Annotated in this window: 7 protein-coding genes; 5 read left to right on the plus strand and 2 right to left on the minus strand. The window is 31.8% G+C overall.

Annotated elements, in window-relative coordinates; translation table 11 throughout:
- Positions 1-76: 76 nt before the first annotated feature.
- Together LSO06_RS04315 and topA are read right to left on the minus strand one after the other, a co-directional pair.
- On the minus strand, positions 77-2,575 hold the full coding sequence (locus tag LSO06_RS04315) for an ATP-dependent RNA helicase (RefSeq protein WP_231760806.1): 2,499 nt from the start codon (positions 2,573-2,575) through the stop codon (positions 77-79).
- 3 nt (positions 2,576-2,578) lie between these two features.
- Positions 2,579-5,116: a type I DNA topoisomerase gene (topA, locus tag LSO06_RS04320; RefSeq protein ID WP_231760807.1), complete on the minus strand. Its 2,538-nt coding sequence runs from the start codon at positions 5,114-5,116 to the stop codon at positions 2,579-2,581.
- Between the two features lie 84 nt (positions 5,117-5,200).
- Between topA and sbcD the strand changes: the two genes are divergently transcribed.
- The 5 genes from sbcD to LSO06_RS04345 are packed head-to-tail and all read left to right on the plus strand — an operon-like array spanning position 5,201 to position 13,341.
- A complete protein-coding gene (gene sbcD / locus LSO06_RS04325) occupies positions 5,201-6,433 on the plus strand; it encodes an exonuclease subunit SbcD (RefSeq protein ID WP_231760808.1) in 1,233 nt (410 codons plus the stop codon).
- The gene (locus LSO06_RS04330; protein ID WP_231760809.1) at positions 6,333-9,260 is read left to right on the plus strand and encodes an AAA family ATPase; all 2,928 of its coding nucleotides are present in this window, start codon (positions 6,333-6,335) and stop codon (positions 9,258-9,260) included. The genes sbcD and LSO06_RS04330 overlap by 101 nt, the downstream gene beginning before the upstream one ends.
- Before the next feature lie 48 nt (positions 9,261-9,308).
- Positions 9,309-10,247, plus strand: a complete 939-nt coding sequence (locus LSO06_RS04335) for an ROK family protein (RefSeq protein WP_231760810.1) — start codon at positions 9,309-9,311, stop codon at positions 10,245-10,247.
- A gap of 1 nt (position 10,248) precedes the next feature.
- A complete protein-coding gene (locus tag LSO06_RS04340) occupies positions 10,249-10,869 on the plus strand; it encodes a copper homeostasis protein CutC (RefSeq protein ID WP_231760811.1) in 621 nt (206 codons plus the stop codon).
- A gap of 21 nt (positions 10,870-10,890) precedes the next feature.
- Complete coding sequence (locus LSO06_RS04345) at positions 10,891-13,341, plus strand: glycogen/starch/alpha-glucan phosphorylase (protein ID WP_231760812.1); 2,451 nt, start codon at positions 10,891-10,893, stop codon at positions 13,339-13,341.
- The last annotated feature ends 3 nt before the right edge of the window (positions 13,342-13,344 follow it).

A 13,344-nucleotide genomic window follows, 5' to 3' on the forward strand; every position in this document is an offset into this window, starting at 1 on the left:
TAAACGTGATGCCAGGTTGTTGACATTTTATTTATATTAGTTGCATAAACCTACAGGGAGGTATGTCTTTTGCATTTTAGAAAAAAACACTTAATTTTTTATAAACTTTATTTATTGTTTTTTTTATTTTAGAAAGTTTATTAATATGGGATTGGTTGTCAACGAGGCTTTTTATGCTATCCATTGATTCTTCAATTGCTATTACGAAACTCTTTTGAGGTTTTAGCCAAAAATTGTCAGAATGATCACTTCTAAGTGATAAAAATAGAACGGATTTCTTATTCGGATGCTGGACAAAATTCATGGTGCACTCCAAGATGTTCTTAACAAGAAGAACTTCGTTAATATTGACATTAGTGCTTTCATATTTTTCCACAAGCGTCCAATCGGGCCCCATATTAGCTACTATATTGATTATTTCCATTAATCTTTTACTTTTAAATATTATTAACTCTTTATGTATTAACCTTATATTAATTTTTTTAGTTGCCTGTTCTTCTGTATTTGTTAAGCCTTTGAAAACCAATTCCCTAGCTTCCTTTAAAGTAAGGGTCATACGCTGAATGTCATTTTCATTCCAAACTTTGAATTTCTTCTCTCCAATAGTTATCTCGTTTTCTAACAAAAGAGTTATCTCTTTTGTTAGTTTCGATGTGGACTTGTGAGCATTTTTTAAACCTTTATTTTCTTTAGAATGCCTTTTTCGTTTATTTTCTTCAAATTCAATGTCATTTATCCATTCTTTCTTAAGTACTCCAATTGATCTGGCATATCTTTTGGTAGTCTCTATTATTTCACCTGCAACAAAGTATTTTACAGAGTCTACATTAATAAGTGATCCAGGATGTATTACTACATTCTGTGCTTTTATTGTTTTGTATTTATTTCTTGAGGTTTTAAAGCAAATATAGTCTTTCATGCCTCTCATTATAGATTTTAAATAACCCTCACTGGTGTCATCCTCAGGTTTGCGTATTATCGGGATGTTAAAGCCACTTACAATATTTTCAAGTTGTTTTTGAACATTAATAATTTCTTCAAGGCCTTGCAAATCCAAATAGTTCTCTCTAGCAAAATCTTCTTTATTTAATGCCTTCTTATAGTCTTCAAATATTTTAAGAAAGCCTATTAAGTCTCCCAATGGATTTTTATATTTTAAATGAGCTTGTCTAGCTTCTATTTCTTCGTTTTGAGGTAATAAAAAAATTCCACTTGTAGATAAGAATGATAAACCAATCGTAGTTGGATATATTGCTTGTTGGTAGTTAATCATTGCCTCAACTAAAGCCCTTGAATGTATTGGTATTAATGGGAATACGATCATGTACTTCCCAATCTCTGTAAGCTCGTTTTTGTCATTTATCGCGTCTAAAGATTTCAGTATATCACTTGCAGTTTGAATAGATTTAATTGAAGGTTTTGAGATAAAGTCGAACTTTGTGAAATTCTTAATTCCAATATCTGCCATTCTCAGTATTACTTCAGAAAGATCTGTTCTGTATATTTCTTCCTTTTGATATTCATCCCTTAACTGATACTCATCTCTCCTATATAATCTGTAGCATGTTCCCTTTGAAAGACGGCCTGCTCTTCCTGCTCGCTGTGTTGCAGATGATTTTGAGATTGGTACTTCTTGAAGTGAATAAGTATGTGTTTTCATCTGGAATTTGTTTGTCTTTACTTTCCCGCTATCAATTACTATCTTAATGTTTTCAATTGTAATTGAAGTTTCTGCAATGTTTGTTGATACTATGATTTTCCTTTTGTTTTTGGGGGTTGGCATAAAGATTTGTTCCTGTGCTTCTTTTGCCATCCTTCCGTATAAGGGTAAGATGATTAGATCTTTCTTTAGGTTCAGAGCATGAATTTCTTTTATTGTCTCCTTTATTTCCTTTTCTCCAGACAAAAAAATAAGTATATCGCCCTCTTGTTTTCCTTTAACTATACTGCTAATTATTTCCTTTATTTTAAGTATCATTCCCTTTGATGTGTTAATTAAAGGGGGATTGTAAATTATCTGTACAGGATAAGTAATTGTCGCGATGTTAAGTATTGGTGCGTTGTTAAAGTAATTTGAAAATACTTGTGTATTTATCGTAGCAGACGAAATGATAACTTTAAAATCGCTCCTTTTTTTCAAAATATCCTTAATAAGACCTAATATGAAATCTATGTTTAAACTTCTCTCATGCGCTTCGTCTATTACAATTACATCATATTCATAAAGCAATGTGTCTTTTTTAAGCTCCTGTAATAACACACCATCAGTCATTAACTTAATCTTAGTCCTAGAGCTTACAACGTCTTGAAATCTTATCTTGTAGCCCACTTCCTCCCCAAGATTAACACCAATGTTCCTAGCAATATACTCCGCTATTGATACAGTAGCTATTCTTCTTGGCTGAGTCACACCAATCTTGCCAAGCTTCGCAAAGCCTGCCTCGTATATTATCCTTGGTATCTGTGTGGTCTTACCGCTTCCCGTGGGGCTCTCTACTATTAAAACGTTATTTGATCTTAACAATAAAATCAACTCATCTCTATACCTGTAAATAGGAAGTTTAAAATCATTCATTCTCTACATTAGTCCAAAAATATAAGCCGCATCCAATCGCTCAAGATCAACATCAGAGGGCAAATCAACCTTCTTTCCCTTAATTTTAGCATAGAATTTATCGTTTTGTTTGTAAATGTAGATTTTATTGCCAACTTTATTTTTTGATAAGGGTATTAATTTTACGATAATTCCGTTCTTTTCTAATTTTGCATCCAAAAGCTTTATGGATTCTTCCAGTGTTATCTCGTAGGCCTTTATGTCTTTTTTTAGTGGACATATTATGCTGTTGTTTTCAGTTTTAATGTAATCTCCAAAAATTCCAGTTGTGGCAATTATTTTTTCATTGGTTTTTGGGTACTCTCCGATTATTTTTGGAAGTGAAAGTAATTTGAGTGCTAGGTCTAAATTTATGTTTTCGTATTCTATGTTTTTGGTTGATACCTTCTTAGCTTTAATTATTTTAGTTTTTTTGGGTTTTCCAGTCTTTGTGAATTCTTGTGGAGCATGGGTATCCTCTCCAAGTTGGATAATCCCTCCATATTTTGAATTTTTGTATAACACATTAAGGCCTGTCTCAGGGTCAGTGCCCAGTATGTTGGGCTGTGTTTCTTTTTCTTCTATTATTTTTTTGATTTCTTCTTCTTTATAAAGATTTTCCAGAGGAGTTGTGATATTGATAGAATAGTTATTTCCGTTAGAAATTAAGTAGGGACCAAATTTCCCAATGTTTATTGCATAATCAAATTCTTTATCATTTTTGTATTCATAAACTGTTCTAAATTCTCCAGAACCAATAATGGGCTCTATTTTGTTTATTGTATTCCTAAGCCCATCTTCTCCATTATAGAATTGACTTAAATATTTTACTTTGTCTAGTTCTCCCACTGCAATTTTGTCTAGGTTTTCTTCCATATGAGAGGTAAACTTCAATTCAATCAGTAATGGAAAATACTTTTCTAAAAGATTGACAACAGCAGCTCCTTTTACTGTCGGTATTAATGTGTTGTTTTGTTTAAATACATATTCTCTTTCAAGGAGAGTCGAGATAATCGTGGAATATGTTGAAGGTCGACCTATCCCTTCTTTTTCAAGCTTTTGTACAAGCGATGCTTCTGTATACCTGAAGGGAGGTTTTGTTTCATGTTCTTCTGGTTTTATGCCTAGAACCACAAATTTATCACCTTCATTGATTAGAGAAAAATCTATAATACTATTTTCGTAAGGCTCTCTACTATTTTTAAGAAAACCGTCAAAAATGATTTTTATAAAGCTTGATTTAAAAGCTAGATTTTTATATTTAAATGTTATTTTAATAACTTCTTTAATGGCATCTGCCATCATTGATTCAATAGTCCTGTCCCATATTATTTTATATATTTCCCTAGTGGTTTCGCTTTCTGTTTTTATGTTTTCAGGGGGAGTAAACAGTTCAGAAGGTCTTATGGCCTCATGTGCATCTTGAGACATTTTTGCCTTAGAGTATATTCGGTCAGTCATTTCCACATATTTCTCTCCATATTTTGCCTTTATAATATTTTTTATTTTCTCTCTTGCACTTTTTGCAATGTTATAAGAGTCGGTTCTCATATAGGTTATGTATCCGCTTTCATATAGCTTTTGTGCGTAACTCATAATTTGTTTAGTACTTATTTTAAGTCTTCTATTCACTTCTTGTTGGAGCGAAGACGTAATAAACGGTCTTGGAGGAGTTTGCCTTAATTCCTTTGTTTCAATTGAAATTACTTCTATTTCCCTTGCCTGCTTTAATTCCCCTACAAGCTTGCTCATTAAGGTTTTGTCTATTAAAGTTGTCTTATCGGGATCTTGCAAGGCGCCTGTATCGTTGACAAAATCCTTGCTTCCAGCTACGTTCTTATTCTCAATTTTGTCTATTATGGTTTCAATTTGTATATCATTTTTGCTATGTCTACACTCAAGCGAAATTGAATAGTAATTGGCTTTCTTAAAATTGATCCTTGTTGTTTCCTTTTCTATGATTAGTTTAAGTCCAACAGATTGTACTCTGCCTGCCGAGAGTCCATAAGCAATTTTTTTCCAAAGCAAGGGAGATATTGTGTACCCATAAAGCCTGTCCAATATTCTTCTTGTTTCCCCAGCATTGACAAGATCCATATCAATTTCCCTTGTATTTTGAAGGGAGTCAATTATTGCGCTTTTTGTAATTTCATGAAATACCATTCTTTTATACTTTTTAATTTTTAAAACTTCCTTCAGGTGAAATGCAATTGCTTCTCCCTCTCTGTCCTGGTCAGTAGCAATATAAATTTCATTTTTCCCTTTAATGAGATTTTTAAGCTTCTCAATGACAACTTTCTTATTGTTTGGAATGATATAAAGAGGCTTAAAATCATTTTTATAATCTATAGATAGCGTAGCCCATTCGAATTTTTTATACTCTTCAGGTATTTCTTTAGCACTGTTTGGCAAATCCCTTATATGCCCTACACACGCTTCCACCAGAAATGAATTATTCAGATACTTCCTTATTGTAGCAGCTTTTGTAGGTGACTCTACTATTATCAATTTTTCTTGTTGCATAAATCCCTTATGTTTTTATATTATAATATAATGTATGAATTATTGTCATTGCAAGTAGAAATGATGTAATATGATCTAATATTTATGAATTTATACAAGGCATTACATACTGCTGATTGGCATATTGGGAAGAGGATCGGGCATTTTTCTAGAATTGACGAGCAACGCAGGTTTTTAAATTTTTTGTTAGAATTTATTAAAAGTGAGAAGATTGATCTTTTGCTTGTTGCTGGTGATATTTATGATTCAAGAAGACCTAGCCTTGAAGAGCAGAGATTAATAAGTGATTTTTTTTACGAACTGTCTTTTACCTCTTGTAAATGGTGTATGGTTATTGCTGGAAACCATGATAAAAAAGACTATTTAGACATTAATAAAAAGATATTCTCAAGATTCAATTTCTTTTTGGTTACGGATGAGGAGCCTGTTGATCAGGTAATTTTTTTAAAAGACTGTGACGATGTTAAATTTGTTGTCATTTGCATTCCTCATGTCAATGAAAGGTTTATTTTAAATCAAAAATATGGAGATGTAGGGCTTAATGATGATATGTTTCTTGAAAAACTTGAAGATGCTTATCGAGATAAGATAGCAAATATTGTTAGTTCTGTTGATGCTAGGTACCAAGATGTTCCCAAGATTTTGATTGCGCATTCTTTCTTTTGTAGTAGCAGAAGCGTTTCTAACATTGGAAATAGTTCTATTCTCCCTGTTAGTGTTTTTGGTAATGACTTTTCTTATGTTGCACTTGGTCATATACATGATTTTAGAAAGTTGAAGACTAATGTTGTTTATTCAGGGTCTCCAATTCAGTATTCATTCGATGAGAATATTAAAAAGTATATTAATATTTTACTCTTCAATGACGGTAAATTAGTGTCGCAAGATAAGGTTCCCCTTCCTGTGTTTAGTAAATTACGGGTTTTAAAGGGTTCTTTTGATGAAATTGTGAATGAAATATCTGATATTAAAAAAAAGCTATCATGCCTTTTTTACTTAAAAATTGAACTTAATGAGAGAATAGATGTTGGGTTGGAAGAACAGATCTATGATTTATCAAAATCGAGTTTGATTAAAATATTTGATATTGATTATCAGTTAACAGACCTGTATCAAAGTTCTTCTGAGCAAGATAAAAGGTTAATTAGTAAAGATGAAGTTTTGAGTAAGGATGAGAAGTATTTTTTCCAAGAAAAATTAAAAAGAGATATCATTAATGGTTTTAGGCGGGGGTGCAGATTTAAAGAAGAAGAACTCATTGCTCTTTTTGAAGAAATATTACTTAAGGGAAGAGCAGGGGAATATGAGGATAAATAAGCTTGTATTTAGAAATATTGCCTCTTACAAAGGAGAATATGAGATAGACTTTGACATTCCTGTTTTAAAAAATTCTGGAATTTTTTTAATTTCTGGAAATACAGGATCTGGGAAGAGTACAATTCTTGACTGCATAACTCTTGCGCTTTATGCACGAGTGTATAGACTTGATAGGAATGTGTCAGATGCAATTTCTAAGGGGTTTGAAAGCGCTTATGTTAGACTTACTTTCACCGTTTCTGGAAAAGTTTATGAATCATTCATAGAGCTTAGCGTAAGGCAAAAGGAGACTCCTAAAAATATGCTATTAACAAATCTTAGTGATAGCAGTTATATGGAGAATAGAGACGATATTTTAGATTATATAAAAAGTCTTTGTAGATTGGATTTTGATCAGTTTTGTCAAACAGTTATATTACCTCAAGGTAATTTTCAAGAGTTTTTAACTTCGAAACCAAAAAACAAGACAGCAATAATTGATAACATTTTCAATTTAAAAAAATATGATGGTATAGTAATTTTTTTAAAAAAGGAACTTGAATTTACAGATTCGAACATAGAAAAATTGAGATTTTTAGAAGCAGAAGAAAAAAATAGAATAGATATTAATTGCAGTAAGGTAAACGAATTAACTAATTTTTTAAATTTGGTTGATGTTGAAAGGTTAAGAAGAAATCTTGATGAGATGTATAAATTAATACCCATGTGTGATCAAATGATAAAGGTCAATCAAAAGTGTTTAGATATAAAAGATAGTATATATAAGTTAAGGGCAGATATATCTTCCAAAATTCAGAATAAAGAGAAGCTAGACCATGAGTATTCTTTGCATGAAAACGGTAGAGTTGAGTTAGAAAAAAGTCTGAAGTTATACAATTCCTATGAATTTTCATGTTTGGATAATCTTATTAAAAGGAAAAGTGAGCTTCTTTGTGATAAAAATAGGTTTTTATCACAGCTTGTAAGTGTTCAAACAGATTTAGAGGAATTAAAAAGTTTAAGCTTGGAGGGGTTTAATTTTGATTATATAAAAGAATTGTATTGTAAAAACTTTCTTTTTTCTGAGTTAAATTTTGACGGGAGTACTTATGAGAAATTGAATTTAGAAAGAAAGCGAGTGGAAGAGGAGATAGAAAAGTTATTAACGGAGCAGACCAGAAAAAACTCAGAGCTTAAAAGTATCGCTTTAGAAGAAGCATCATTTGACTTTAATAAGTATATCCATTATGAGGCATTAAAGTTATTTGGATGCTTTAATGAGAATTTGATATTAAAATATAGAAATGAATTGGAGTTATTCTTAAAATCCGATGATGGTGTGCAGCAGGATATTGATGTTAAAAAAAGTTTGTACGAAAAATTCTTAAAAGATTTAGGCAATAATAAGAAATCTATTGATAGTGAAATAGAGAGCCTTAAGTTTTTAGAGAATGCATATAAGACGTATCAGGGAAAAGAACACTTAAAGGCTGCTAATTTAGGTTCTCTCTTAGAACTAAATACAAGGCTTCAGGCTTCACAGGCTGAATTGGGCACTATTAATTCAGACATATTAGACGAGAGAGAGAATAAGAACAGATGGGAAAGCCAAACTATAGAGTTTAATAAAAGGAATGAGGAAATTGTAAAAAGAGTTGGCAGTGATTTATTTGATAGTTATATAGATTATTCTGATAAAAATAAGATTTCGATTTTTGAAGATAAGATTAGGGAGGCTGAAAATTGGAAAACAACTTTAAATGATTTAAATTCGAAAATCTCTTTAAAAGAAGTAGAGCTTAAGGAAAATTTAGATAAGATAAGGGAAGTATTGTCTTGTACCAATTTAAATTTAAGCTTAAAGAGTCCTGTTTCATTGGAGCAAGAGTTTGAAAAAATTTTAAGGGATAAAAATAAACGAGAAAATGAGTATTCAGAAATAGGTTCAATGTTGAGTAATATTAACAACTCAAGACTTAGACTTGAAAGTCAAATTGAAGTTATGGATCAAAACATAGCAAATTTAAGGGAAGAACTTAGGGAGGGATCAACGAGATTTACCGCCTATTTTCTAGATTTCAAAGAGTCAGTTGGGGATACTTTAGATGTTCAAGAGAGGTTCTTTTCTTTTGGTCCTTCAAAACCCAGCAGAGATAGTCTAGATTATCTTTCAAAATTGAAATCTGATTTTACAGCTCAAATTGAGCTTTTGTCAAAAGAGATTAGCAAGTATGATTCATCTTTTTCAAGTATGCAGATTTTAAATGAGGAACTATATAAACAAAAGATTAATTTAGAGAATATTCAGAGGGAATTAAGAAGTGTAAGTGAACGGAAAGAGAAGATTGAATTTATAAAGAAAGTTGTTATTGCTTCTCCTAGCTTAAAGTATTATGTTCAAAGTTTTTTAATTGAGGATATTTTAGATATAGCAAATAGAAGATATTTAAGTGTTATTCTTCCCGATTTTAAGCTTCAAATTAATTCAGATAGTAGAGAATTTGATTTTTTAGTTAAAAGCAAAAGGGATGGAAACATGACTCGTAATGTAAAGACTCTTTCGGGTGGGGAGAAGTTTCTTGTGTCCTTATCGCTCTCTTTGGCTTTCTCAGACATGATACGTGACAGTGACCTTAAAATAGAAGCATTTTTCCTTGATGAGGGTTTTGGAAGCCTTGATGAAGATACTTTGAAAATGGTTATTCCAAAGATTTCTGAATTTCAACGTATTGATGGACGTCAAATAGGTGTAATTTCTCATGTCACTTATTTGAAGGAAGAGATTAAAGCAAGAATAGTTGTAAGTAAAATTTCAAAAGTTTCAAAAATTACTATAGAAAGTTTTTAATTCTTTATTATATAATTGATTTAAATTTATTAAAAATATGGGGTTTATATGGAACACTATGTTGCAATTGATGTTGGAGGTACTAGTACTAAGTATTCTTTAGCAGACAGTGGCGGTAATTTTCTTGATAAGCATGAAATTAATTCAGGTATTACTCCTGATGAACAAGTTGATATTTTAGTCAATATAATTAATTTTTATAAAAAAGAGGTTAATATTAAGGGTGTTGCGATTTGCATGCCTGGATTTGTTGATCCTAAAGGAGTTGTAATCAGAGTAAATGCCATTAAGGGATTTATTAATTATCCTTTAAAAGAAAAGCTTGAAGCTTTAGCAGGAGTTAACGTTGAGATTGAAAATGATGCTAATTGTGTGGCTTTGGCTGAAAAATTCAAAGGTAATGCTGTTTATTCTAATGATTTTGTTGCTTTGACTCTTGGAACAGGAATTGGCGCTGGGTTATTTGTTAATGGAAAACTTGTAAGGGGATATTCTTTTATGTCTGGGGAGGTCGGGTTTATGATCACGAGGGGGCTTGGCAATAATATTCCTTTTAACTGCAGGTGGGAGTCTATAGCTTCTGTTGCAGCTTTAAGGAAAAGGGTAGCGGAGCGTTTAGAAATGGACTTGGGTGAAGTTTCTGGAGAATATATTTTTGAACTTGCGAGTAATGGCAATATTCATGCTAATAATGAGGTTGAAAAATTTTTTGAAACTTTATCATTTGGAATTTTTAATTTAACTTTTATTTTAAATCCTGAGAAAATTTTAATCGGAGGAGGAATAAGCACAAGGCCTGATCTATTAAGTAACATATATAAAAAATTGGAAAATTTGTGGTCTTTGGAATTGGCTAATATCTATGGTAATGATATTAAAAACCTTGTAACACTTGAAACAACCAGATTTAATAATGATTCTGGCAAAATCGGGGCATTGTATCATTATTTTGTCGAAAATAATTTATTATGCGGTTTGGGCGTTTAGCATGATAAGAGAGGCATGCGTTTTTAACATAGCGGAGGCTATAAACGCTTTTAAACTTGGTGCTAATAGGATTGAGCTTTGTGAAAATACAACTTGTGGTGGAACTACACCTTCTTACGGTAACATAAGGATTTTAAGGGAAGAGCTGAGTATTCCTATTGCTGTAATGATTAGACCAAGGTGTGGGGACTTTATGTATTCTAATCTGGAATTTCAAGCTATGAAAGAAGATATTAAGATTTGCAAGGCCCTTGGAGTAGAGGGTGTTGTTTTTGGAATTTTAGATGGTTATGAAATTGATATTGCTAGAACTAGGGAGTTATTAGATTTGGCTAAGCCTTTAAAAGTAACTTTTCATAAGGCAATTGATAATACTTGCGATATTAGGGCTTCTGTATTAAAGCTTATGGACATTGGCGTTCATAGGGTATTGACTTCAGGTGGTGCATTGAGGGCAGAGGATTCTCTTGCCTTATTGAAAGACTTAATATTGCTTGTAGGAGATAAGTTAGAAATTGTTGTTTGTGGAAAGGTGAACGAGCAAAATATTGATGGCCTTGATTCTATTTTAGGGGCTCAAGCTTATCATGGGAGACTTATTGTTGGTGATTTAAATTTTTGAATTTTAAGGTGGAGGTTGAGTATGCATATTAGTAAGGAAGATTTTAAGGCAAGGTTTAATAAGAATTTGAAATGTTGTTATCAGGTCGAAAGTATTAAAGATTTATCTGGCATTGAGCTTTATAATTGTTTTTCACGAACGGTAATTGATTACTTTTTAGAAGATTGGGCTAATACTAAATTGGAATTTGATAAGAAACGAAAAAAAAAAGTGTGCTACCTTTCTGCTGAGTTTTTAGTAGGTAGATTTTTAAGTAATACTTTAATTAACATGGGCTCTTTTGATGTTGTAGAGTCATTATCGGATGAGCTTGGTATTGATTTTAATGAGCTTGAGAATATAGAAATTGACGCAGGCTTGGGAAATGGTGGCCTTGGAAGGCTTGCAGCATGCTTTTTAGAATCTCTGTCAACACTTGATTATCCCGCTTTGGGTTATGGAATAAAGTACAGGTATGGAATTTTTAAACAGACTTTTGTTGATGGATATCAGGTTGAGGAACCCGATAAGTGGAGTGAGTATGAATATCCTTGGGTTATTAAAAATATAGGTAGAGTTTATGACATTAGTTTTGGAGGCCATATTGAAATTGAACGTGATTTTGCTGGAAATGAAATTTTTACACATAAAAATCCGTATATTGTCAATGCAATAGCTTATGATGCACCTATAGTTGGGTACAATTCAAAGACGATAAATACTTTAAGATTGTGGGAGGCATATGCAAAGGATGGATTTGATTTAGGGCTGTTTAACAATATGCAGTATTTTGATTCATCCAAGAAAGAAATGGAAGTATCAAATATTACCAAAATACTTTATCCCAATGATGAAGATCTTGCAGGTAAATTTTTAAGACTCAGGCAGCAATACTTTTTTTGTAGTGCGTCAATTCAAGATGTGATACATGATTTTAAGCAGAATTATAGTAGTGATCTTAAAAGATTGCCGGAATATGTGGTTTTTCAACTAAATGATACGCATCCTGTTGTTGCAATTCCGGAGTTAATGAGAATTTTAATTGACAGAGAAAAGTTTGATTGGAAGTTGGCATGGAAGATTACAAGGCAATGCTTTGCCTATACTAATCATACAATTTTGGCAGAAGCACTTGAGAAGTGGCCTTTGCGTATGTTTTCAGAACTTTTACCTCGAATTTATCAGATAATTCAGGAAATAAATAAAAGATTTTTTGAAGAGATAGAAGCTAAAAACAAGATGGGCTCTAATTTTGTTTACGATGACTATTTAATAATCAATAATGGTGTAATTAATATGGCATGGCTTGCAATTCATTCATGCTTTTCTGTTAATGGAGTTGCGAAATTACATACAGAAATATTGACAAAAAATGAGCTTAAACACTGGTATGATCTTTATCCTGATAAATTTAATAACAAGACTAATGGGGTAACACAGAGAAGATGGCTATTACTTTCAAATCCTAGACTGTCAAGGTTGGTAAGTTCTAGAATAGGTGATTCTTGGGTTAAAAAGTTTGACGATATTGAGAAATTTTTGTTCTTTAAGGATGACAAAGATGTAATTTCTTCTCTGAAAAAGATAAGACATGAGAATAAGTTAGATTTTTCTAATCTTATTTGTCGCGAATTGGGAATCAAGATAGACCCTAATTCAATTTTTGATGTTCAAATAAAAAGACTACATGAATATAAGAGACAAGTTTTAAATGCTTTGCACATATTGTATCTTTACAATCAGTTAAAAAGAGATAAGAATTTCTATGTTTATCCCCGAACTTTTATTTTTGGAGCAAAGGCAGCACCAGGGTATAGAATGGCTAAAAATATTATCAAATTTATTAATGATATATCAAATAAAGTCAACAATGATTCTGATGTTAATGACAAAATTAAGGTTATTTTTATTCCAAATTACAATGTTTCTTGGGCAGAAAAAATTATTGCAGCATCCGATGTTTCTGAGCAGATTTCTTTGGCTGGGAAAGAAGCTTCAGGGACAAGTAATATGAAATTTATGATGAATGGGGCCTTAACTATAGGAACTATGGATGGGGCTAATGTTGAGATTTATGATCAGGTAGGAGATGAGCATATGTTTATCTTTGGTTTAAGAAAAGATGAAGTTATGACATATGATAAAAATCATTCTTATGTTCCCAATTCTGTTTTAGAGAGTGATCCTGAGCTTGCTGAAGTTATTAGTAGTATGGTTGATGGAAAGCTTTTTAGGGGGCATTATGAAGTTTATAAAGAAATACATGATAGTCTGCTTTACGAGTCCTATGGAGGATCTCCAGATAGATATTTTGTATTAAAAGATTTCAGAAGTTATGTATGTGCTCAAAAGTTAGTTGAATCTAAATATAGAGATCCAGATCTTTGGTTCTCCTCGTCTTTAGTAAACATAGCTAAGAGCTCTGTATTCTCATCAGATAGGACCATCGAGAATTATGTGCAAGATATATGGAAATTGAAAAGACTTCACTAGCAG

The sequence above is a fragment of the Borrelia sp. RT5S genome, assembly GCF_021165755.1.
Classification (GTDB): domain Bacteria; phylum Spirochaetota; class Spirochaetia; order Borreliales; family Borreliaceae; genus Borrelia.